Source organism: Brachybacterium ginsengisoli (genome assembly GCF_002407065.1).
GTDB lineage: Bacteria > Actinomycetota > Actinomycetes > Actinomycetales > Dermabacteraceae > Brachybacterium > Brachybacterium ginsengisoli.
On record NZ_CP023564.1, the window covers coordinates 2,530,298 to 2,552,467 of the forward strand.

22 protein-coding genes are annotated in these 22,170 nt (G+C 71.5%); 7 read left to right on the forward strand and 15 right to left on the reverse strand.

Annotated features, from left to right (window positions below):
• Nucleotides 1–2 precede the first annotated feature (2 nt).
• Together CFK41_RS11275 and CFK41_RS11280 are read left to right on the forward strand one after the other, a co-directional pair.
• Nucleotides 3–626: a DUF1003 domain-containing protein gene (locus tag CFK41_RS11275; protein ID WP_096799741.1), complete on the forward strand. Its 624-nt coding sequence runs from the start codon at nt 3–5 to the stop codon at nt 624–626.
• Nucleotides 623–1,771 (forward strand): P-loop NTPase, encoded by a 1,149-nt coding sequence (locus CFK41_RS11280; protein ID WP_096799742.1) that lies wholly within the window; start codon nt 623–625, stop codon nt 1,769–1,771. Before CFK41_RS11275 ends, CFK41_RS11280 begins: the two co-directional genes overlap by 4 nt.
• Nucleotides 1,772–1,810: 39 nt before the next feature.
• Here the strand turns inward: CFK41_RS11280 and CFK41_RS11285 are convergent, their stop codons facing one another.
• Complete coding sequence (locus CFK41_RS11285; RefSeq protein ID WP_096799743.1) at nt 1,811–2,224, reverse strand: twin-arginine translocase TatA/TatE family subunit; 414 nt, start codon at nt 2,222–2,224, stop codon at nt 1,811–1,813.
• 129 nt (nt 2,225–2,353) lie between these two features.
• Here CFK41_RS11285 and CFK41_RS11290 point away from each other — a divergent pair, with 129 nt between their 5' ends.
• Nucleotides 2,354–3,007 (forward strand): O-methyltransferase, encoded by a 654-nt coding sequence (locus CFK41_RS11290; RefSeq protein ID WP_096799744.1) that lies wholly within the window; start codon nt 2,354–2,356, stop codon nt 3,005–3,007.
• A gap of 116 nt (nt 3,008–3,123) precedes the next feature.
• Here CFK41_RS11290 and CFK41_RS11295 read toward each other — a convergent pair whose 3' ends face one another.
• The 4 genes from CFK41_RS11295 to CFK41_RS11315 form a co-directional block, all read right to left on the reverse strand.
• A complete protein-coding gene (locus tag CFK41_RS11295) occupies nt 3,124–3,291 on the reverse strand; it encodes a DUF3117 domain-containing protein (RefSeq protein ID WP_010551467.1) in 168 nt (55 codons plus the stop codon).
• 234 nt (nt 3,292–3,525) lie between these two features.
• The gene (locus CFK41_RS11305) at nt 3,526–4,296 is read right to left on the reverse strand and encodes an LOG family protein (protein ID WP_096799746.1); all 771 of its coding nucleotides are present in this window, start codon (nt 4,294–4,296) and stop codon (nt 3,526–3,528) included.
• 59 nt (nt 4,297–4,355) lie between these two features.
• Nucleotides 4,356–5,465, reverse strand: coding sequence for a succinyl-diaminopimelate desuccinylase (dapE, locus tag CFK41_RS11310; protein WP_151904850.1), 1,110 nt, complete (start codon nt 5,463–5,465; stop codon nt 4,356–4,358).
• A 5-nt stretch (nt 5,466–5,470) separates the two neighbouring features.
• Nucleotides 5,471–7,240, reverse strand: a complete 1,770-nt coding sequence (locus CFK41_RS11315; RefSeq protein ID WP_096799748.1) for an FAD/NAD(P)-binding protein — start codon at nt 7,238–7,240, stop codon at nt 5,471–5,473.
• Nucleotides 7,241–7,327: 87 nt separating this feature from the next.
• Here CFK41_RS11315 and CFK41_RS11320 point away from each other — a divergent pair, with 87 nt between their 5' ends.
• A complete protein-coding gene (locus CFK41_RS11320; RefSeq protein WP_096799749.1) occupies nt 7,328–8,236 on the forward strand; it encodes a hypothetical protein in 909 nt (302 codons plus the stop codon).
• Between the two features lie 88 nt (nt 8,237–8,324).
• On the opposite strand, the gene CFK41_RS11325 is transcribed toward CFK41_RS11320, so the two are convergent.
• Nucleotides 8,325–9,596: an MFS transporter gene (locus tag CFK41_RS11325; protein ID WP_096799750.1), complete on the reverse strand. Its 1,272-nt coding sequence runs from the start codon at nt 9,594–9,596 to the stop codon at nt 8,325–8,327.
• 135 nt (nt 9,597–9,731) lie between these two features.
• Here CFK41_RS11325 and dapD point away from each other — a divergent pair, with 135 nt between their 5' ends.
• Entirely contained in the window at nt 9,732–10,706 is a 975-nt protein-coding gene (dapD, locus tag CFK41_RS11330) for a 2,3,4,5-tetrahydropyridine-2,6-dicarboxylate N-succinyltransferase (RefSeq protein WP_096799751.1), read from the forward strand.
• A 106-nt stretch (nt 10,707–10,812) separates the two neighbouring features.
• Nucleotides 10,813–11,688: a hypothetical protein gene (locus tag CFK41_RS11335; protein ID WP_456061934.1), complete on the forward strand. Its 876-nt coding sequence runs from the start codon at nt 10,813–10,815 to the stop codon at nt 11,686–11,688.
• An 87-nt stretch (nt 11,689–11,775) separates the two neighbouring features.
• Here CFK41_RS11335 and CFK41_RS11340 read toward each other — a convergent pair whose 3' ends face one another.
• The 3 genes from CFK41_RS11340 to fdxA are packed head-to-tail and all read right to left on the reverse strand — an operon-like array spanning nt 11,776 to nt 14,692.
• A complete protein-coding gene (locus CFK41_RS11340) occupies nt 11,776–13,128 on the reverse strand; it encodes a citrate synthase (RefSeq protein WP_096799753.1) in 1,353 nt (450 codons plus the stop codon).
• A 55-nt stretch (nt 13,129–13,183) separates the two neighbouring features.
• Entirely contained in the window at nt 13,184–14,359 is a 1,176-nt protein-coding gene (dapC, locus tag CFK41_RS11345) for a succinyldiaminopimelate transaminase (protein ID WP_096799754.1), read from the reverse strand.
• Between the two features lie 3 nt (nt 14,360–14,362).
• The gene (gene fdxA / locus CFK41_RS11350) at nt 14,363–14,692 is read right to left on the reverse strand and encodes a ferredoxin (protein ID WP_096799755.1); all 330 of its coding nucleotides are present in this window, start codon (nt 14,690–14,692) and stop codon (nt 14,363–14,365) included.
• A gap of 148 nt (nt 14,693–14,840) precedes the next feature.
• Between fdxA and CFK41_RS11355 the strand changes: the two genes are divergently transcribed.
• Nucleotides 14,841–15,113, forward strand: coding sequence for a putative acetyltransferase (locus CFK41_RS11355; RefSeq protein ID WP_096799756.1), 273 nt, complete (start codon nt 14,841–14,843; stop codon nt 15,111–15,113).
• Here CFK41_RS11355 and CFK41_RS11360 read toward each other — a convergent pair.
• The 6 genes from CFK41_RS11360 to CFK41_RS11385 all read right to left on the reverse strand — a co-directional run bounded on the left by CFK41_RS11360 (nt 15,052) and on the right by CFK41_RS11385 (nt 22,075).
• Entirely contained in the window at nt 15,052–15,633 is a 582-nt protein-coding gene (locus CFK41_RS11360; RefSeq protein WP_096799757.1) for a CDP-alcohol phosphatidyltransferase family protein, read from the reverse strand. The genes CFK41_RS11355 and CFK41_RS11360 overlap by 62 nt on opposite strands.
• A gap of 4 nt (nt 15,634–15,637) precedes the next feature.
• Nucleotides 15,638–16,087 carry a hypothetical protein gene (locus CFK41_RS11365; protein WP_096799758.1) on the reverse strand — a complete coding sequence of 150 codons (450 nt, stop codon included), beginning with the start codon at nt 16,085–16,087 and terminating at the stop codon, nt 15,638–15,640.
• Between the two features lie 4 nt (nt 16,088–16,091).
• Entirely contained in the window at nt 16,092–18,014 is a 1,923-nt protein-coding gene (gene typA, locus CFK41_RS11370; protein WP_096799759.1) for a translational GTPase TypA, read from the reverse strand.
• 296 nt (nt 18,015–18,310) lie between these two features.
• On the reverse strand, nt 18,311–20,200 hold the full coding sequence (locus CFK41_RS11375; protein WP_096799760.1) for an ABC transporter ATP-binding protein: 1,890 nt from the start codon (nt 20,198–20,200) through the stop codon (nt 18,311–18,313).
• Nucleotides 20,197–21,156: an ABC transporter permease gene (locus CFK41_RS11380; protein ID WP_096799761.1), complete on the reverse strand. Its 960-nt coding sequence runs from the start codon at nt 21,154–21,156 to the stop codon at nt 20,197–20,199. Before CFK41_RS11380 ends, CFK41_RS11375 begins: the two co-directional genes overlap by 4 nt.
• On the reverse strand, nt 21,146–22,075 hold the full coding sequence (locus CFK41_RS11385; RefSeq protein ID WP_096801056.1) for an ABC transporter permease: 930 nt from the start codon (nt 22,073–22,075) through the stop codon (nt 21,146–21,148). Before CFK41_RS11385 ends, CFK41_RS11380 begins: the two co-directional genes overlap by 11 nt.
• Nucleotides 22,076–22,170: the final 95 nt, after the last annotated feature.

Sequence of the window (22,170 nt, forward strand, 5' to 3'; positions counted from 1 at the left end):
GCATGGCAGAGCACCTTCCCAGCCCGCTCGACGATCCGGCGCCCCGCGGCCGCCGGCTGCGCAACCCCCTGCGCGGCGACGCCTTCGGCCGCGGCGCGGAGTCCTTCGCCCGGATGATGGGCACCCCGGCCTTCCTGGTCGGGATGACGGTCTTCTGCGCCGTGTGGCTGACCTGGAACTCCCTGGCGCCGGAGTCAGCGCAGTTCGACCCGCGCGCGCTGAACTTCACCCTGCTCACCCTGATCCTCTCGCTGCAGGCCTCCTATGCCGCTCCCCTGCTGCTGCTCGCGCAGAACCGGCAGGACGACCGCGACCGGGTGCAGGCGGAGCAGGACCGCCAGTCCAACGACCGCAACCACGCCACCACCGACTTCATCACCCGGGAGATCGCCTCGCTGCGCCTGGCCCTGAACGACGTGGCCACGCGCGACTTCGTGCGCGGAGAGCTGCGCGACCTGCTCGAGGAGCTCGAGGAGCCCCCGGCGCAGGACGCCGACACGCTCCGAGCCCTCCTGCGCGAGGAGATCGAGGCGGTCCTGGATCGCCGCACGAGCACCACGGACGCTCTGTCGGCGAGCTCCACGGCACCCACCCCCACCACCACGAAGGAGCAGGACCCCCGGTGAGCACCTCCGAGCAGCCCGGCACCGACGAGCGCGTCTCGCGGATCCACGAAGCGCTCAGCGGCGTGATCGACCCCGAGATCCACCGCCCCATCACCGAGCTCGGCATGGTCGACTCGGTGACGGTCGACGAGGACGGCACCGCGCGCGTCGAGGTGCTCGTGACCATCGAGGGCTGCCCGATGCGGGACCGGATCGAGCGCGAGACCGCCGAGGCGACCGCGACCGTGCCGGGGCTGACGCGGGTCGAGGTCTCCACCAGCGCGATGACCGAGGAGCAGCGCCGTGCCCTCACCGAGCGACTGCGCCAGGGTCGGCGACAGATCCCCTTCAACCGTCCCGGCTCGCTGACGCGCATCTTCGCGATCTCCTCCGGCAAGGGCGGGGTCGGGAAGTCGACCGTGACCGCGAACCTCGCCGCGGCGATGGCGGCCGACGGGCTGCGTGTTGGCGTCATCGACGCGGACATCCACGGCTTCTCGATGCCGGGCATGTTCGGCATCACCGACCAGCCCACCAAGGTCTCGGACCTGCTGATGCCGCCCGAGGCTCACGGCGTGGCCGTGATGAGCATCGGCATGTTCGTGCCCGAGGGCCAGGCCGTGGTGTGGCGCGGCCCCAAGATGCACCGCGCGATCGAGCAGTTCGCCTCGGACGTCTTCTGGGGCGATCTGGACGTGCTCCTGCTGGACCTCCCGCCCGGCACCGGGGACGTGGCGATCTCGGTCGCCCAGCTGCTGCCGAGCGCCAAGATGGTCGTGGTGACCACGCCGCAGCAGTCCGCCTCGGGGGTCGCCGAACGGGTCGGCTCGCTGTCCACCTCCACCGAGCAGGAGGTCGCCGGGGTGGTCGAGAACATGGCCGGGCTGACCCTCCCGGACGGCAGCGTCATGGACGTCTTCGGGACGGGCGGCGGGGACCGGGTGGCGGCGACGCTGGCCCGGGCCGTCGGGCACGACGTGCCGGTGCTGGGCCGGATCGGTCTGGACCCGGCGCTGCGCGAGGGCGCGGATCAGGGGGTGCCTCTGGTGGTCTCGGACCCGGACTCCCCCACGGCGATGGCGCTCAAGGGAGTGGCCCGGTCGTTGGTGCGCACTCCGCGGGGACTGGGCGGGATGAAGCTCCCGCTCACCGTCTCCCGCTCCTGAGGGGTCTCTCCTCGGGCCCTGCCGCGGCTCAGCGGTGGATCAGGTGGCCTCGTCGTCGAAGGGCGCCCGCTGGGGGCCCTTGTCCTTGGCGGACTTCTTCGAACCCTTGGCGCCCTTCGCGGCGGCACCCGCTGCGGCGCCGCCGGTGGCGATGCTCATCGCCTCCTTGCCGGGCACGAGATCCTCGAGGGAGGTGTCGCCCCAGGCCTCGCGGATGATGCGGCGCGGATCGTACTGGCGGGGATCGTACTTGCGGAGGTCCTCGATGGCGATGCCCATCTCGTCCTCGACGGTGGAGCGGGAATCGTCGACCCAGCGGCGCGCCTGGCGCACCCACTGCACGAGCTGCCGCGTCACCTCGGGGAGCCGCTGCGGCCCCACGATCACCAGGAACACGACGAGCAGGACGACGATCTCCCAGCCGCCGAGGCCCATGAATCCGGTGCCGCCCATTGTCCACCTGTACGTGTCGAGGTCCGCTGATGCGTCGCCATTATTGCATCGCGAGCCCTGCGTGGCTCACAGGAGCGCGCGCTGTCGTAGGATCGGCCAGATCGCACTGTGAACGGAGAGGATGCGCTGATGTCGTCGGGAAAAGTGGCCGGATGGGCCCACGGTGAGGAATTCGTCGACGAGGCGGGCCTCTTCTCCGATGACGGCGTGCTGGCCCGCGCCAGGGAGCGGGGCAACGAGCTCGGCGCCACCCCGGTGCTCCCGGGCGCCGGCGCGCTGATGCGCGTGCTGGCCGCCTCGGTGCAGGCCAGGTCCGCCGTCGAGATCGGCACGGGCAGCGGAGTCGGGTCCCTGTACCTGCTCTCGGGCATGCACCGCGACGGGGTGCTGACCACCATCGATCCCGAGGTCGAGAACCAGCGCGCGGCGCGCGAGGCCTTCGTCGAGGCCGGGATCCGCTCCCCGCGGGTGCGCACGATCGCCGGGCGACCGCGCGACGTCGTCGGCCGCCTCACCGATCACGCCTACGACCTCGTGAGCTTCCCCGCCCACGCTCCGCACGCCCTGGACCTGCTCGAGCACGCCCGGCGCCTGCTGCGCCCCGGCGGCGTCCTGGTGATCCCCCACGCGCTCTTCCATGACCGCGTGCCGGATCCGACCGCGCGGGATGCCACCACGCAGTCCGTGCGCGCGCTCCTGCGGGCCGTCACGGAGGCCGAGGATCTCGTCTCGGTGCTCACCGGCAGCGGCGACGGCGTGCTCGCCGCCGTGCTCCGTCCCTGACCTCACGGGGGCGATGAACGCCCCGCAACGATGACAGCCCCGGAACGATGACAGCCCTGGAACGATGACAGCCCCGCACCGAGCGGTGCGGGGCTGAGATCCGGGCTGGTGACCTGCTACTTGATGACACCCTCGAGGGCGTCGCGCAGCTCCACGGCTTCCGATGCGGCGATCTCGACGACCAGGCGGCCGCCCCCTTCGAGCGGGACTCGCATGATGATGCTGCGACCCTCCTCCACGACCTCGAGCGGACCGTCACCGGTGCGCGGCTTCATAGCAGCCATCGTGCCTCCTTGATGAGTCACTGCCCTTGCATGGCTCCCCCGGACGGGGCCTCGGACAATGCGCGTACGGTGGCCATTATCTCAGGTCTTGGGAGCGTCGCGCACGTCGGGTCCGTCGAGGCCTCTCGGGAAGCTCGATCCCGTCCCCGATCCGACCCGTCGCGACCCCCACCATCAGCACCCCCACCAGCAGTGCCACCAGCAGCAGGAGGATCACGATCGGTCCGACGGCGCTCATGTCACGATCTGGTCCGCGCCGGTCTGCGGACCCTTCCGCGCCGCCTCGCGGAGCACGTCGAGGGCCTCCTGCGGGGTGTCGACGACCCGCATGAGGTCGATGTCCAGCGGGCCCACCATGCCTCCGTCGACCACGGCGGTGCGCAGCCAGTCCAGCAGGCCCTGCCAGTAGTCGCGGCCCACGAGCACCACGGGGAACATGTCGATCTTGTGGGTCTGCATGAGGCAGAGCGCCTCGAACAGCTCGTCGAAGGTGCCGAAGCCGCCGGGCATCACGACGAAGCCGCTGGAGTACTTCACGAACATCGTCTTGCGGGCGAAGAAGTAGCGGAAGTCGACCCCGAGGTCGACGTACTCGTTCATCCCCTGCTCGTGGGGCAGCTCGATGCCGAGTCCCACGGAGATCCCGCCGGCCTCCTGCGCGCCGCGGTTGCCGGCCTCCATGATCCCGGGCCCGCCGCCGGTGATGACCGCGTAGCCCATCTCCACGACGCCCCGGGCGATCTCCATCGCACAGGCGTAGAAGGGGCTGTCCTCGCGCAGCCGCGCCGAGCCGAAGATCGAGATCGCGGGGCCCAGCTCGGCGAGCGCGCCGAAGCCCTCGACGAACTCGGCCTGGATGCGCATCACCCGCCAGGGGTCCGCATGGACCCAGTCGGCGGGGCCGTCCTCCTCGAGGAGGCGCTGGTCCGTGGTGCGTTCGGGTCGCTGGGAGCCGCGCAGGGTGATCGGTCCCTTGCGGTGGCGGTCTCGTTCCTCAGGCGTCATGGTGCGAGGGTAACGGCTCGAGCCGTGAGGATCGCCTGAAGCCGACCACCGGCCATCGCTCAGGCGGGGACGTCCAGCCAGCGACGCAGGCTCGCCAGCGAGGTGCGCAGGTCCTCCAGCGGCACGTGCTCGTCGTCGGTGTGGGCGAGCAGCGGATCGCCGGGGCCGAAGTTCACCGCCGGGGTGCCGAGGGTCGCGAAGCGGGCCACGTCGGTCCACCCCTGCTTCGCCTCGATGCTCACGTCCTCGCCGAGGGCGGCGAGGAAGTCGCGGGCCGCGCCGGCGTCGAGGCCCGGCAGCGCGCCCCCGGCGGAATCGGTCACCGTGATCTCCACGGGCAGGCCGGCGAGCACCTCGCGCACATGGGCCTCGGCCTGCTCGACGGAGGTGTCGGGGGCGAAGCGGTAGTTCAGGACCGCGCTGGCACGATCGGGGATCACGTTCCCGGCGATGCCGCCGGAGATCGAGACGGCGTTGAGGCACTCGCGGTACTCGAGCCCGTCGATCACGGCGCGGCGCGCCTCATAGGCGGCGAGGCGCTCGAGTACCGGGGCGAGGTGATGGATCGCGTTGTCCCCCACCCAGTCGCGGGCGGAGTGCGCGGCGACGCCGGTCGCGGAGACCTCGAGCTTCATGGTGCCCTTGCAGCCTCCCTCGACGCCGGAGGAGGTGGGCTCCCCGAGGATCGCGAAGTCCGCCGCGAGCAGCTCGGGGCGCTCGGCCGCGATCCGGGTGAGGGAGTTGTCCGCCGCGGCGACCTCCTCGTGGTCGTAGAAGATCCAGGTGAGGTCCACGGGCGCGGCGGAGGCCTCGACGGCCAGCTTGAGGAACACCGCGACGCCGCCCTTCATGTCGCAGGTGCCGCGGCCCACGAGCTCCTCGCGTCCCTCGCGGAAACGGCGGGAGGAGGGCAGGTTGCCCGCGAGCGGGACGGTGTCCAGGTGGCCGGCCAGCAGCACCCTCTGGGCGAGGCCGCGCTGGGTGCGGGCGATGACGGTGTCCCCGTCGCGGAGCACCTCCAGGTGCGGGGCGTTCTCCCGCAGCGTCTGCTCGACCGCGTCGGCGAGCGCCTGCTCGTTCCCGGAGACGGATTCGATGTCGACGATCGCGGCGGTGAGGTCGACGATGTCGGCGTGGGGATCGAGGGCGGGTGCGGCCTGGTGCTTCATGGTCCTCATCGTGCCACGTCCTCCTCGAGCGCTCCGCCCGCGCGGGCGAGCCGCAGCGCGACCGCCTCGGCGTGCCGCAGCAGCTGGGCGCCGGTGCCGGGCTCGGCGCTGATCGCGGAGCCGGGCTGCGCGGTGCTGACGGGGACCCCCACCAGCAGGCGGCGCTCGTAGACGGTGTCGTCGACGCCGACGGGGGCGTACAGGCCGTCCACCGCGATGGATCCGGTGAGCATCCGTCGCCGGCTGCCGCGGGAGGCCCAGGAGTCCTTCTGCACCTCTCCGCGCTCTCGCCAGGCGCCGAGCAGGGGGCTGCGGTAGGCGGGCAGGTCCACCGGCGGCAGATGCGCCTCGAGCACGCCGTCGCACAGGGTGATCGGGCCGTCGCCGCCGCGCACCGCGTACCGTCCCGCCGCCTCGTCGATGTCCAGGTGCATGCGAGGGCCGGTGAACTCCAGCAGCCCGGCCTCCTCGAGGGCGAGGACCTGGCGGGCGCGGAGCACGGGCGGCCCCGAGGCCCAGGAGGCGAAGGCGTTGCGCAGGTGGCCGTCGATGTCGCGGCGCACGGAGTCGGTGGTGTAGGCGCCGAGATCGGTGAGGCGGCCCACCTGGATGCGCAGCGCGATCAGCACCCGGTAGATGAGCACCCAGGCCGGGTCGGGCTCGGAGGCGGCGCGGAGCGATTCGCGCAGCACGTCCCGGGTGCTGCGGTGCGGCACCGGGGCCTCGCCGCCGCGCCGACCGAAGGGGAACAGCAGCGGGAGCAGGAGGTCGTCCTCCGCGAGCTCGGGGAATCCGTCGCTGCGCAGCGCCCGGCGCAGCTCGGCGAGCATCAGCGGCATCACGTCCCGCTCGTGGTCCACGCCCGCCGAGCGGACGGCGAGCTCGAGCACCCTCTCGCCGGTGAGCACCTCGGGGAGATAGGGCTCGGGCATGCGGTCCCCGAGGTCGGGCTTGGGCCGGTAGACCATCCCGGAGCGGGAGCCGACCAGCAGGCGCGGCTCCTCGCCGCCGGGCAGGTAGCGCAGCCCGGAGGGAGCGGTCGGGTCCGGCTCGAAGCGTCCGCCGGCGACCTCGGTGAGCATGCCGATCGCGTCGTAGAAGTTCAGCCCCATCCCCTGCACCGCGACGACCTCCCGGCCCAGCAGGCCGGCGTAGTCCACCTCGAGCGGGTTCGCGGGGCCGATGTGGACCAGGCCGTGGCGCTCGGCGGCGTCGGCGAGCTGCTGGGAGCGGGGGCCGAGGGCGGTGGGCAGGTGGCCGAGCGCGAGGGCGACCGCGTCGGCGCGCAGCACGCGCCCGTCGCTGAGCCGTACGCGCTGGGGCCCGTCGGCCGGACCGGTGACGTCGACGGCCTCGGCGGCGTGCTCGACGATCCGCAGCCGCTGCGGGTCCGCGGTCGCCGTCGCGGTCTCCAGCACGTGGGCGAGATAGCGGCCGTGCGCCGCCCGGGAGGCGAAGTCGGTGGGGGCCAGGCCCTCGTCGGCGAGATGGTCGGCCAGGGTCGCGCGCCGCAGCACCGGGAGCACGGCGTGGCAGGACTCGTCGGGATACATCGTGGTCTGGCAGGTGGTGGTGTTCATCAGCAGCACCTCGGACTGGTCGTGCCGCCAGACGGCGCCGCCGCGGCCCACCAGCGGGTCGATGAGGTGCACGGTGAGCGCCCCGCGCCAGTCGGGAGCGGTGGAGGCCGCGACGAGCCGCTCGATGATCGCCGTGCCCCGCGGCCCCGCCCCGACGACGGCGACGGTGCGGACTGGTTCAGCGGCTGCGGTCATCGCACCAGTATCTCCCGGACCTGCCCGCCGACGTGCCCCCTCCGGGCCGTCCCGGCACGGGCGCCGACGATCTGGGACGATGTCGCCATGTCGACTCCCGCGCCGCCGCCGAGGCATCTCCCCCACGACGGTCCTGCGACGCCCTCGAACCAGTTCGACGGGCGCCAGGCGGCCCGGCTGCGCGCCGCCGTCAGCGCGGATCTGCTGCCCCAGGAGCGCGCCTCGGCCGATGCCCTGGTGATGACGGCCTGGCTCACTGCTGAGCAGAGGGCGCTGTACGCACCCTCACTGGGCTCCGGTCCGGGCACCGAGGAGTTCGCCCAGCGGCTCGCGGACGAGCGCCGGGTGGTGCTCGAGGAGGGCGCGGACCCGGTGGAGGACGAGCTGGAGTCCGCGGAGCAGGCCGAGCGGGCGGCGCGCCAGCTCCCCCTCCGCCTCGTGGAGGCGGTCCTGCTGGTGGTGGCGTTCGGCCTGGCGTTGATCACGATGGTGCAGAGCCTGCGCTCCGACGCCGCCGAGATCGCCGATCGCCTGCCCGAGCAGGGTGTCGCGCTCCTCGTGCTCGCCGTCGTCTGCGGTCTGCTGGCAGCCCTGGTGGGCGCTGTGGCGACCCGCCGACGGGACCGGATGCTCCTGGACTGGGCGGTCTCGCGGCCCGGTCAGCTCGGCCGTGGCCTGCCGCTGCGCCGTCCGCTGCAGGGCGATTCGGCCGGCCCCGCCGTGGCGCGGTCCCTCGGCCCGGCCCTTCTGGTGGGAGCCGGGGTGCTCCTGATCGTCGCGGGCGCCGCCCTGCTGCTGATCTCCCCGATGCTGGGCGATCTGGGCGGCTACTCGGTCTGGGCGCCGTGGCTGCTCGGCGGGGGCTTCGCAGCCCTGCTCGTCGCGGTGGCGCTGGTCTACATCCGCTCCCGACGGGTCCGACAGATCTCGCGGCGCTCGCGCGCGGCGCAGTGGGTCGGCCCGACGCCGCTGAGCGAGGAGCCGCCCGCGGTGTGATCGGTCCGTCGACCGACCTCCCTGACTCGGGCCAGGAGACGCACACCTTCCGCATGCTCTGGGCCGCCGTGGGCGACCCTGGACGAGATCAGTCCCCGGAGGCCGACGCCCCGCCCTCGTCGACGGCGAGCCCTTCCTCGCGGGCGTAGCGCTCCCACTGCGGAGCCGTCGGGATCCGGCGCAGGTCCCGTCCCAGCAGCCCGGCCAGGGCGCCCAGTGCGAGGACCCCGGCGAAGACGAGCATGGTGGGCATCAGTCCCACGAGATCGAGACCCCAGCCGGCCATCGCGGGCGCGAGCGGCATCAGCGATGAGGAGACCACCCGCATCAGGGAGCTGACCCGTCCCTGCATCGCCACCGGGGTGATGTGGGTGAAGAAGCCCTGGCTGGAGGCGTTGATGGCCGGGATCCCGATGCCCAGCACCGCATAGGCCGCCCCGACCAGGAGCATCGAGGGGCCCGTCGCGAGGAAGACCCCCACGAGGGCCATGAGGCTCACCGGCACGATCGCCAGCACGCCCGTCGGCACGGTGTCCACCATTCGCGGGGCGAGGAACGCTCCGAGCAGGATCGCCGCGGCCAGCACCGTGTTCAGCAGTCCGATGCGGGTGGCGGAGACGCCCTCGGAGGCGAGGTCCAGCAGCACCGCGAAGATCAGGCCGTTGGCCCCGAGGTTCACCGAGGAGGCGATCGCCAGGATCTGCAGGCGGAGGGGCTGGGAGATCGTCCACCGCAGCGCTTCGCGGAGGTCCTCCCGCACCCGCGTGCGCACCGCCCCCTCGGAGCGCGGGTGGTAGCGGCGCTGCATGGTCAGCGTCGCGAGCAGCGAGCCGAGGTTCCCCAGCAGCTGCGCGAGCGGCGGGAACACGACCGACAGCCCCAGCAGCGCACCGCCTGCGGGCCCCGAGCCCATCTCGACCGCCGCCTGGCGGCCCTGGTTGACCGCGACCGCCCGCGGCAGCTGCGCGGTGGGGACGATCTGCTTGAGCATGGCGTGGGAGGCGCTGCCCAGCAGCGTCTCGCGGAACCTGTCGGCGAAGGCCAGCACCGCCAGGACCACCGCACCGGCCGCCCCGCTCAGCAGCACGATCACGAGGACGGCCTGGAGCAGCGCGCCGGTCGCGCCGGCCAGCAGCCGCAGCCGGCGGCGTTCGACGCGGTCCGCGAGCAGCCCGCCGGGGATCAGCCCGGCCAGCGCGCCGAGCCCCTGGACCAGTGCGACCAGCCCCGTCGTGCCCAGGTCGCCGGTGACCATGTAGGTGATCAGGGGGAAGGCGAAGGCGCCGATCCCGGTGCCCGCGTCGAGGAGGAGATCGCCCACGAGCCAGCGCAGGTACTCGGATTTCCGGCGCAGAGGCATCCGGGGCGCCGGGGGCGGCTCCGAGCCGGTCGCGGGGGCTGTCACCGGCGACCGACCCCGCAGGCCGATGTGCGGTCCGTCCCGCGCAGGGCGCGGCAGATGACCGGGCACCCGCCGGATTCGTAGACTCGGGGGATGACCTCCACGACACAGGACTCCCCCGCCTCGACGGCCTGGGGCATCGCACTCACCACCCTCAGCACCGACGGCTCTGTCCTCGATGCATGGTATCCAGCGCCCCAGCTCGGCGAGGCGCCTTCCGAGATCGAGACTCTTCCGTTGCACGCCCAGCTCACGGCCGCCGCCCGCGCCGACGAAGCGCGCGGCACCACCCAGGAGGTCGTGGTCCGATCGATCACGCTGTCCGAGCCGCCGGCCGATGCGGCCGATGCCTACCTGCGCCTCCACCTCCTCTCCCACCGTCTGGTCCAGCCCAACGGCCAGAGCCTCGAGGGGCTCTTCGGCGCGCTGACCAACGTGGTGTGGACCTCCGAGGGCCCCTGTGCCGTGCCCGGCTTCGAGGAGACCCGTCTGCGCCTGATCGCCGCGGGCCGCACGCCCACCGTGTTCAGCCTCGACAAGTTCCCCCGCATGGTCGACTACGTGCTGCCCACGGGCGTGCGCATCGGCGACGCCGACCGCGTGCGCCTTGGCGCGCATCTCGCCGAGGGCACCACGGTCATGCACGAGGGCTTCGTGAACTACAACGCGGGGACGCTCGGCACCTCCATGATCGAGGGCCGCGTCTCGCAGGGCGTCGTGGTCGGCGACGGCTCCGACGTCGGCGGCGGCGCCTCCACCATGGGCACCCTCTCCGGCGGCGGCACCCAGCGCGTCAGCATCGGCCGACGCTCGCTGGTCGGCGCGGAGGCCGGGGTGGGCATCGCGCTCGGCGACGACTGCGTGGTCGAGGCGGGGCTGTACGTCACCGCGGGCACCAAGGTGCAGCTGGTCGGCGAGGCCGGCACCGAGCCGCGCGTGGTCAAGGCGCTCGAGCTCTCCGGGCTCTCGAACCTGCTGTTCCGTCGCAACTCGCTGACCGGTGCCGTGCAGGCGGTGGCCCGTGAGGGCCAGACCGTCGAGCTCAACGCCGCGCTGCACGCGAACTGACGCGGGACCGGGGCACGAGGTGGCGTCAGGCGCACGGCGGCGCACCCGTCGACGGACCCGCGGCGGAGGGTCCTCCGTCGGGCGCCACCTCGTGATCCCCCTGGTGATGGTGCTGCTGTTCGGCGGCATCGCCGGCGGCAGCTACATCGCCCTGCAGCGCTACGGCTCGCCCGCCCATGAGGGCACCTGCGTGGCCGAGGGGCTCGGGACCAGCCACCGCTACTCCACCGATCGGGTCGCGAACGCTGCGCTGATCAGCGCGATCGCCGTGGATCGGGAGCTGCCGCCGCGGGCCGCCTCGATCGCCCTGGCGACCGCCTACCAGGAGTCGCAGCTGCGGAACATCGACTACGGGGACCGCGACTCCCTGGGGCTGTTCCAGCAGCGACCCTCGCAGGGCTGGGGCACCGCGGAGGAGATCCAGGACCCGGTCCACTCCACCAATGCCTTCTACGACGAGCTGGTGAAGATCCCCGCCTACGAGAGCGCCGACATCAACGACGTGGCCCAGCAGGTCCAGCGCTCCGGGCACCCGGAGGCATACCGGGACCACGAGACCGAGGGCCGCCTCTACGCCTCGGCGCTGACCGGGCAGAGCGGCGCGAACCTGCGCTGCACGCTCGGGGCCGTCGGCGCGACCGCCTCCCCCGAAGAGGTCCGCTCCGAGCTGGAGCGCCAGTTCCCGCGCAGCATCGACTCGGGACGGCTGAGCGCGCAGCTCGCCGCCGCCTCCGGCGCCGCACCGCAGCTGCCGGAGACCGCCGGCGCGACCGCTCTCGTCATCGACACCGGCGGCGACGAGGCCCTGGCCTGGGCAGTCGCGAACTGGGCGGTGGCCCGTGCCGCCGAGGACGGCGTGGTCCAGGTGTCCTACCAGGGGCGGCTCTGGGACCGTGCGGCGCACGGCGAGGAGGCGACGGGCTGGGGCACGGCCGAGGGCGGCGCCGCGGACCGCGTGGTGGTGCTGGTCAGCGGCCGCTGACGACGACGCCCCGACCGCGATCGCCCTCAGGGGGCGGGATCGGGATCGGGGCGACGGGATCGCTGCGATGCGGTCGCAGCGGCGCGGTCAGCCGCGCTTGGCGATGTCCGACTGGAGCGCGGCCAGGTGCAGCTCGCTGGTGCCGGTGCGCTCGCCCATCTCCTTGTAGGGACGCTCCGCGTGGCCGGTGTAGATCTGGCGCGGGCGGCCGATCTTCGTCTCCGGGTCGTGGACCATCTCCTCCCACTGGGCGATCCAGCCCGGGAGGCGACCGATGGCGAACAGCACCGTGAACATCTCGGTGGGGAAGCCGATGGCCTTGTAGATCAGGCCCGTGTAGAAGTCGACGTTCGGGTAGAGCCTGCGCTCGACGAAGTAGTCGTCCTTCAGGGCGATCTCCTCGAGCTTCATCGCGAGCTCGAGCCGCGAGTCGTTGACGCCGAGGCGCTCCAGGACGTCGTCGGCGATCTTCTTGACCAGGCGCGCACGGGGATCGTAGTTCTTGTACACCCGGTGGCCGAAGCCCATCAGGCGGATGCCGTCCTCCTTGCGCTTCACCTTCTCCATGAAGTCGCGCGGGTCCATGTTCTCGGCCTGGATCTGGTCGAGCATGTCCATCACCGCGGCGTTCGCGCCGCCGTGGGCGGGGCCCGAGAGCGCGCCGATGCCGGCGGAGATCGAGGTGAACAGGTTCGCCTGGGCGGAGCCGACGAGGCGCACCGCGGAGGTCGAGCAGTTCTGCTCGTGATCGGCGTGGAGGATCAGCAGCTGCTCCATCGCGCGCACCACGACCGGATCGGCGATGTAGTCCTCGACCGGGAACCCGAAGGTCAGGCGGAGGAAGTTCTCGATCAGGGAGAGGCGGTTGTCCGGGTAGAGCAGCGCATGGCCCTGGGCGATGCGGTGCGCGTAGGCCGCCATCGTGGGCATCTTCGCGAGCAGCCGCACGGCCGAGAGACGCACCTGCTCCTCGTCGAAGGGGTCCAGCGAGTCCTGGTAGAAGGTGGACAGCGCCGAGGTGCCGGCCTGCAGCACGGCCATCGGGTGGGCGTCGCGCGGGAAGTTGTCGAACATGCGCTTGAAGCGCTCGTCGAGGAGGGTGCGGTGCTCGACCTGGGCCTCGAAGTTGTCGAGCTGGCCCTTGGTGGGCAGCTCCCCGTTGATCAGCAGGTAGGAGACCTCGAGGTAGCTGGACTTCTCGGCCAGCTGCTCGATCGGGTAGCCGCGGTACCGCAGGATTCCCTCGTCGCCGTCGATGTAGGTGATCGCGGACTTGGCGTTCGCGGTGTTCATGAAGCCGGGGTCGTAGGTGACCTCACCGGTCTCCTTGCGCAGGGGGGCGATCGAGATGCCGGCGTTGCCCTCCACGGCCGGGACGATCGGGAGATCGAGGGACTTCTCCCCCAGAGTGAGCTGAGCGGACGTCGTCGCGTGATCCATGGGCTCTCCGTTGTGCGTGGTCGGATCGGTGAGGCGCCCGCAGGCGCCGGAGGTTCTAGAGGCGCTCGAGGCGCCGGGCGGCGGCAGCGATCCGCTCGTCGGTCGCGGTGAGCGCGACCCGGACGAATTCTCCACCACCGACACCATAGAACATCCCCGGGGCCACCAGGACGCCGAGGTCCGCGAGGCGTTCGACACTGGTCATCGCGTCCTCGCCGAAGGTGGTCCAGAGGTAGAGACCTGCCTGGGAGGCATGGATCTCGCCGCCTGCGGAGCGCAGCGCCGGCTCGAGGACGGCGCGACGGGCGCGATAGATCTCACGCTGCGCGGCCGGGGCCTCGTCGTCGCGCAGCGCCGCTGTCATCGCCGCCTGGAGCGGCCCGGGCAGCATCATCCCGGCCTGCTTGCGCACGGCCACCAGCTCGCCCACGAGCGCCGGGTCTCCGGCGACGAAGGCGGCGCGGTAGCCGGCCAGGTTCGACTGCTTGGACAGGGAGTAGACGCACAGGAGCCCGTCGAGCGAGCCGCCGTTCACGCGCGGATCCAGCACCGAGGGGACCTCGTCCACGGTCCAGGGCAGCAGCGCGTAGCACTCGTCGGAGGCGACCACGATGCCCCGCTCGCGGGCCCAGCGGACCACCGCGGCCAGCTGCTCGGCGTCGAGCACCTCGCCGCTGGGGTTGGACGGGGAGTTCAGCCACAGCAGCCGGATCCGCTCCACGGCCGACGGGTCCTCGAACGCGGCATCGCCGTCCGCGGCGAGGCGGCCGATGTCCACCGGCAGCGGGTCCGCGCCGATGAAGCGGGCGCCCATGTCATAGGTGGGGTAGGCGATGTGCGGGAACGCGACCGTGTCGCCGGCGCCCAGGCCGAGCTGGAACGGGAGGTGGGCGACGAGCTCCTTGGAGCCGACGGTGGGCAGGACCCCATCGACGCCGAGGCCCTCGGGGGCGCCGCGGTGGCGGCGCACGAAGTCCACGAGCGCCTCCCGCAGCTCGGCGGTGCCGATCGTGGTCGGGTAGCCCGGGCTGTCGGCCGCGGCGGCGAGGGCCTGCTGCACGGAGACGGGCGTCGGGTCGACAGGGGTGCCCACGGAGAGATCCACGATCCCCTCGGGATGGGCGGAGGCCCGCTGCTTCGCCGGGATCAGGGAGTCCCAGGGGAAGGCGGGCAGACGCTGGGCGAGGCCCTGGCGCGGAGCGGCGTGACGGTCGACGGAGGTCGCTGCCACGGCTCAGGCCAGCGGGTTCGGCTGGGTCGGCAGGGCCTCGATGATCGCGTGGTCCTTGTCGATCACGCCCATCTTGGCCGCGCCGCCGGGCGCGCCGAGATCGTCGAAGAACTCGACGTTGGCCTTGTAGTACTCGGCCCACTGGTCCGGGGTGTCGTCCTCGTAGTAGATCGCCTCGACAGGGCAGACGGGCTCGCAGGCGCCGCAGTCCACGCATTCGTCGGGCTGGATGTAGAGCATCCGGTTGCCCTCGTAGATGCAGTCCACAGGGCACTCGTCGACGCAGGCACGATCCTTCACGTCGACGCAGGGCAGGGCGATGACGTAGGTCATGAGCGGCTTCCTTCCGTCGGAGACGGCACCCATCATCTCATCCCGTCCGCTCCGGGGACCGCCCGCACGGGCACCGGGCCCAGGAGGTGACAGGTCGCACATCCGCTGCGGGCAGCAGGGCTCCTCCGGGCGGGTCTAGCCTCGTGGCATGACGATGCACGACGGTCACCGGGCCCGCGCCGGATGGGCACCCTTCCTGGCGGTGGGGCGCCGCGTGGTGCTCCGCTACGCGATCGATGCCCGGACCTCGCCCCACGGGGAGTCGATGACGGATGCGCTGGGCACCGTGGTGGGCAGCGACGAGAGGACCGTGCAGGTGATGACCCGCCGCGGCGAGGTGCAGGTGCCCCGCGCCCTGGTCATCGCGGCGAAGCAGGTCCCTCCCCCGCCGACCCGGCCGCCGGGGCGCTCCGCGCCCTGAGGATGTAGTCGATCCCCGAGGCCGTGTGGAGCACCACCCCGGCCCACAGCAGCCATCGCACGGCGGGCAGCATCGGGGGCCACCAGGCGGCTACCGCCACCAGCAGGAACACCGAGGCCATCAGCACGAAGGTGCGCACCTTGCCGAGCCACGACACGGAGATCCGCCCGCCGAGCGCCGCACCGGTGGCGAGGGCCACCATGGCGACGTCGACGACGACGATGATCACGAGCGCCGCCCAGGGCAGCAGGTCTGCGGCCGCGAGGGCCAGCACGATCGCGGCGAGCCCGATGCGATCCGCGATGGGGTCGATGATCGCCCCGGTGCGGCTGGTCTGGTCCAGGGCCCGGGCCAGCAGTCCGTCCACCCAGTCGGTGCTGGCCCACACCAGCAGCAGCACCACCGCGAGGGTGTCCGGGCCGTCCAGCAGGAGCAGGCACACCGGCGCCAGCAGCACGAGGCGCAGCAGGGTGACGAGATTCGGGATCGTCGCCCAGTCGGGCCTCGTGGAGGAGGTCATCGGCTCAGCGGCGTCGCGGTGCGCGCCGTCCGAGGACCGTGACCAGCCCGGCCATCAGGAACGGGATCAGGATGCCGAGGCCCTGGACGATCCAGCCGGAGATCTGCGGGATGTCGGCGACCTGGGCCGGCAGCAGCACTCCCCCGCCGATGCTCTCCCCCAGGAACGGGGTGGCGAGCATTCCCCAGAGGCCGCCCACCAGCAGGAGCGGGAAGCGGGATCCGGTAGCCGACCAGAGGAACACGCAGATCACGATCTGGAGCACGGCGCCGAAGACCAGCCCGGCCGGGAGGTCGATCCCGCCCAGGGCGAGCTGCAGCCGATGCGTGGTGAGCATCAGCAGCACCGAGACGATCGTGAGCACGATCGCCATCGCGGCCTGAGCGAGGCGCGCCCCGAGGGAGGCGGTGTCGATGGTGCGACCCGACTCCCCCGGTGGCTGCGACACGCTCATGCCGTCACTTCCCCGACTTGGCCTTGGAGTTCGCGCGCTTGCGCTCGTTGGCGTCGAGGATGACCTTGCGGATGCGGACGATCTCGGGGGTGACCTCGACGCACTCGTCCTCGTTGGAGAACTCGAGGGACTCCTCGAGGGTCAGACGACGCGGCGGCACCAGGTTCTCGAAGGAGTCCGAGGACGCGGCGCGCATGTTCGTCAGCTTCTTCTCCTTGGTGATGTTGACGTCCATGTCCTCGTTGCGGGAGTTCTCCCCGACGATCTGACCGGCGTACACCTCGGAGGTGGGCTCGACGAAGAAGGAGCCGCGCTCCTGGAGGTTGATCATCGCGAACGGCGTCACGCTGCCGGCGCGGTCGGCGACCAGCGAGCCGGTGGCGCGGAACTCGATCTCACCCATCCACGGCTCGAAGCCGTCGGCGTAGGAGGAGGCGATGCCGTTGCCGCGGGTCTCGGTCATGAAGCGCGTGCGGAAGCCGATGAGGCCGCGGGCGGGGACCACGAACTCCATGCGCACCCAGCCGGAGCCGTGGTTGCTCATGGTCTCCATGCGGCCCTTGCGCGAGGCCATCAGCTGGGTGACGGTGCCGAGGTACTCCTCGGGCACGTCCACGGTCATCCGCTCGACGGGCTCGTGCACCTTGCCGTCGATCTCACGGGTGAGCACCTTCGGCTTACCGACGGTCAGCTCGAAGCCCTCGCGGCGCATCTGCTCCACGAGGATCGACAGCGCGAGCTCACCGCGGCCCTGGACCTCCCAGGCATCCGGACGCGGAGTGGGCAGGACCTTCAGGGACACGTTGCCGACCAGCTCCTGGTCGAGGCGGTCCTTGACCTGACGGGCGGTGAGCTTGTGGCCCTTGCCGTTCTTGCCGGCCAGCGGGGAGGTGTTGATGCCGATGGTCATCGAGATCGCCGGGTCGTCGATCGCGATCAGCGGCAGCGGGCGGGGATCCGCGAGATCGGCGAGGGTCTCGCCGATCATGATCTCGGGGATGCCGGCGACGGCGACGATGTCGCCGGGCAGTGCGGCCCGGGTCATCGGCTGGCGCGAGAGGCCCTTGGTCTCCAGCAGCTCGGTGATCTTGACCTGCTTGACGGTGCCGTCCTGGGTGCACCACGCGACCTGCTGGCCCTTGGTGAGCTCGCCGTTCTTGATGCGGAGCAGCGCCAGACGGCCGAGGAACGGCGAGGCGTCGAGGTTGGTGACGTGCGCCTGCAGCGGCACCTCGTCGTCGAAGGCCGGGGCCGGGATCGACTCGAGGATGGTCTTGAACAGCGGCTCGACCGTCTCGTCGTCCGGGAGGGTGCCGTCGGCCGGCTGGGTGGTGGAGGCGCGGCCGGCCTTGCCGGAGGCGTAGACGACGGGCACGTCGAGGACGGCGTCGAGATCGATGTCGTCGATCTCCTCGGAGAGGTCCGAGGCCAGGCCCAGCAGCAGGTCGGTGGCCTCACCCACGACCTCCTCGATACGGGCGTCGGGACGGTCGACCTTGTTGACCACGAGGATCACGGGGAGCTTCGCGGCCAGCGCCTTGCGCAGCACGAAGCGGGTCTGCGGGAGGGGGCCCTCGGAGGAGTCCACCAGCAGCACGACGCCGTCGACCATGGACAGGCCGCGCTCGACCTCTCCGCCGAAGTCGGCGTGGCCGGGGGTGTCGATGACGTTGATGGTGATGCCGTCGGGCTCGCCGATCGCCGCGGCGGAGGGGCCCGTGTACCGGATCGCCGTGTTCTTGGCGAGGATCGTGATGCCCTTCTCGCGCTCGAGCTCGCCGGAGTCCATCGCCCGCTCGTCATGCTTGTCGCGTTCGCCGAAGGCGCCGCCCTGGGTGAGCATGGCGTCGACCAGGGTGGTCTTGCCGTGGTCGACGTGGGCGACGATGGCGACGTTTCGCAGGTCGGTGCGGTGCTGGATGGTCATACGCAGGTGCTCGTTTCAGGTTGCGCGATGGGCGAGGACCCTTCAGCGCTGTCTCGCACCGCGCGTGCGAACCGCTCGAGGGCCTCGGCGAGTCTATCGGCCAGAACGCCTCCTGCCATCAGGTGCGGGATGAGACCTTCGACGCGCTCCGCGCCGCTGCGCGGCCGTGAGCCCAGCATCCGTGGTCCCCGCGCCCGTGGTCCCCGCGCCGTGCCGTTCCCGCGCAGCAGTGCGGCCCGCGGCCGGAGCACCTCTGGGGGTCCCTCCCGGTCGCGGGCCGCAGCGGGCCGCGGGGCTCAGACGTGCCCGGCGCTCGCGAAGGGGTCGATCGGTCCCTCGTCCTCGGGGCGCGACGCGCCGCCGCCCGGCTGGTCGGAGTCGGCATCGGCATCCGGGGCCACGACGTCGATCGTCTCCGAGCCGGCGAGCGGAATGGAGCCGCCCGGGATCGCCGCGAGCAGGCGCTTGGTGTAGTCCTGCTGCGGATTGTGGAACACCTCGTCGGTGGTGCCCTGCTCGACGACCCGCCCCTTCTCCATGACCAGCGTGTTGTCCGCGATCTGGCGGACCACGGCGAGGTCGTGGGTGATGAAGAGGTAGGACAGCCCCAGCTGGGCCTGCAGATCGTTGAGCAGCTCGAGGACCTGCGCCTGGACGAGGACGTCCAGGGCCGAGACGGCCTCGTCGCAGATCACGACCTCCGGATCGAGCGCCAGGGCGCGGGCGATCGCCACCCGCTGGCGCTGGCCGCCGGAGAGCTCGTTGGGGTACCGACGCATCATCGCCGACGGGAGCGCGACCTTGTCCAGCAGGTCGCGGACCTTCGCCTCACGGCTCTTCCCGTCGCCGATCCCGTGCAGGCGCATGGGCTCCTCGATCGTGCTGAAGATCGAGTACATCGGATCGAGCGTGCCGTAGGGGTTCTGGAAGATCGGCTGCACCCGGCGGCGCAGGGACTTCAGCTCGCGCCCCCTGTAGGTGGTGACGTCCTTGCCCTCGAAGAGCACCCGGCCCGCAGAGGGATCGAGCAGCTTCAGGACCATCTGGGCCACGGTGGACTTGCCCGAGCCGGACTCCCCCACGATGGCCGTGGTGGTGCCGCGACGGATCGAGAAGGAGACGTCGTCGACGGCCGCGAAGCGCGTGGTGCGCCACGGGACCGAGCCCCGGATCGGGAAGACCTTGGAGAGCTTCTGCACCTCGATCACGGCCTCGGGATCCGCGTCGCGGTAGCCGAACTCCGGCGCCTGCTCGTCGGCCGTTCGACCGGCGGGCTCCGGATCGGTGACCTGCGCGTGCTCCTGGGCCTGCTCGCGGATCTCCGCGCGCTCGCTGCCGGAGACCAGCCGACGGGAGGCGAGCGAGGGCGCGGCGCCGATGAGCCGCTGGGTGTACGGGTGCTGCGGGTTCTGCAGCAGCTCGATCGCCGGACCGGACTCCACGATCTGCCCCTTGTACATCACCACCAGGTGCTGGGCGCGCTCGGCGGCCAGCCCGAGGTCGTGCGTGATCAGCAGGACGGCCACGCCGAGCTCCGCGGTGAGCGTGTCGAGGTGATCGAGGATCTGCTGCTGGACGGTGACGTCCAGGGCGCTGGTGGGCTCGTCCGCGATGAGCAGCTTCGGGCGGGCCGCGAGGCCCATCGCGATGAGCGCGCGCTGCTTCATGCCGCCGGAGAACTCGTGCGGGAACTGGTTGGCGCGGCGCTTCGCGTCGGGCAGCCCCGCCTCCTCCAGGAGCTCCACCGTGCGCGCACGGGCCGCCGCGCCCTTCGCGACGCCGTTGGCGGCCAGCGCCTCGCTGATCTGCGAACCGACCTTCCACATGGGGTTGAGGTTGCTCATCGGATCCTGCGGGACCAGACCCACCTGGTTGCCGCGCAGCACCCGGATCTCCTTCTCGGAGACATGGGTGATGTCGCGGCCCTCGAAGAGGATCTGTCCGCCGGTGACCGAGCCGTTCTTGGCGAGCAGATGGGCGATGGCCATCGCGGTGGTGGACTTGCCCGAACCGGACTCGCCGACGATCGCGACGGTCTCCCCCGGGTACACCTCGAGGCTCGCGTCCCGCACGCCCTTCACGGGTCCGCTCGAGGTGGAGAAGGTGATCTCGAGGTTCTTGATCTCGAGCAGGGGCTGCGACAGTCCGGCGGAGGCGCCGAACGAGGTCGTGGAGGTGGCGGTCATCGCTTCCTCGCCTTCGGGTCGAGGGCATCGCGCACCGCATCGCCGAGCATGATGAAGCTCAGCACGGTGATGGCGAGCGCCAGGGAGGGGTAGAAGAGCATCATCGGCTGGGTCCGCAGCGCGGTCTGGGCGACGGAGATGTCGCCGCCCCAGGACACCGAGGTGGTCGGGAGGCCGACGCCCAGGAACGACAGGGTCGCCTCGGAGACGATGTAGACGCCCAGGTTCACGGTCGCCGTGACGATCACGGGGGCGATCGCGTTGGGGACCACGTGCTTGACGAGGTTGATCACCGGATTCGCGCCCAGCGCCTTGGAGGCGGTCACGAAGTCCTGGTTCTTCACCGAGATCACCGAGCCGCGCATGATGCGGGCGACGTTGGTCCAGCCGAAGACGCCCAGCACCAGGATCACCATCCACACGTTCATGGAGTCCACGCGGTTCGCGATGACGATCGCGCCGAGGATCAGCGGGATCGCGAAGAAGATGTCCGTGATGCGGGAGAGCAGCGAGTCGAAGAACCCGCCCACGTAGCCGGCCAGCGCACCGAGGATCCCGCCGATGAGGGTCGCGAGGATCATCGTGAGGAAGCCGACCATCACCGAGGTGCGGGTCCCGTAGATCACGCGGGCGAGCACGTCGTACCCGAGGCGGGTGGTGCCCAGGGGGTGCTCGCTGCTCGGCGGCTTGCTCGAGGACGAGATGTCCCCGTAGTTGGGGTCCTGGCTGGTGAACAGGCTCGGGAACGCGGCGACGAACAGGATGAAGACGATGAGCGCCGCGGAGATCAGGAAGACGGGGTTGCGCACCAGGCTGCGCCCGGCCTCGGCCCACATCGAGCGCGGCGCGGAGGTGGTGTCCACCGCGTCGACCGCCTGCAGGGGGGTCTCGTCCAGCCGGGCGACGAAGTGCTCGGCCGCGGGGCGGCCGGATCGGGAGACGGGTTCACTTCGCATAGCGGATCCTCGGGTCGAGAACGGCGTAGAGCAGGTCGACGATCAGGTTGGCGACCAGGAAGATGATGACCAGGAGGGTCACCACGGACACGATCATCGGGCTCTCGCCGGCGTTGATGGCGCGGAAGAGCAGCGAGCCGATGCCGTTGATGTTGAAGATGCCCTCGGTGACGATCGCGCCGCCCATGAGCGCACCGAGGTCCGCTCCGATGAAGGTGACCACGGGGATCAGGGAGTTGCGCAGGATGTGCTTGGTGATGACGCCCCCGCGCGAGAGCCCCTTGGCGGTCGCGGTGCGCACATGGTCGGCGGTGGCGACCTCGGCGATCGAGGTGCGGGTCAGGCGCAGCACGTAGGCGAAGGAGACCGCACCCAGCACGAAGCCAGGGACCAGCAGGTTCTGCCAGGAGGGATCCCGGCCGACGTTCACCGGGGCGATCCCGAGCTGCACGCCCAGCACGAACTGCGCCACGAAGCCGATCACGAAGGTGGGGACGGCGATGACGAGCAGCGACACCATCAGCAGCGTGGTGTCGATGAGGGTGCCCTTCTTCAGGCCCGACACGACGCCGGCGATCACGCCGAAGACCGTCTCGATGATCACGGCGATGATCGAGAGCCGGATGGTCACCGGGAGCGCCGCCTGGATCTGATCGATGATCGGCCGCCCGTTGAACCCGATGCCGAAGTCACCCTGCAGAAGATTCCGCAGGTAGATCAGCCACTGGACCACCACCGGCTGGTCCAGGTGGTATTGCGCACGGAGCTTGTCGGCCACGGCCGGGGAGATCGGCTTGTCACCCGCGATCGCCGCGATGGGGTCCCCGGAGGACGAGAAGGCCATCAGATAGACGATGAGGGTGGCGCCGAGGAACACGGGGATCATCTGCAGCAGTCGCCGCCCGATGTACCAGATCACGTCGGTCACCTTCGGTTGAGAGAGCACGGGGCAGGAGGGAGTCGTCGCGCGCTCGCGCCCCGTGCAGGTGGACGCGCGACGGCGGGAGACGGCAC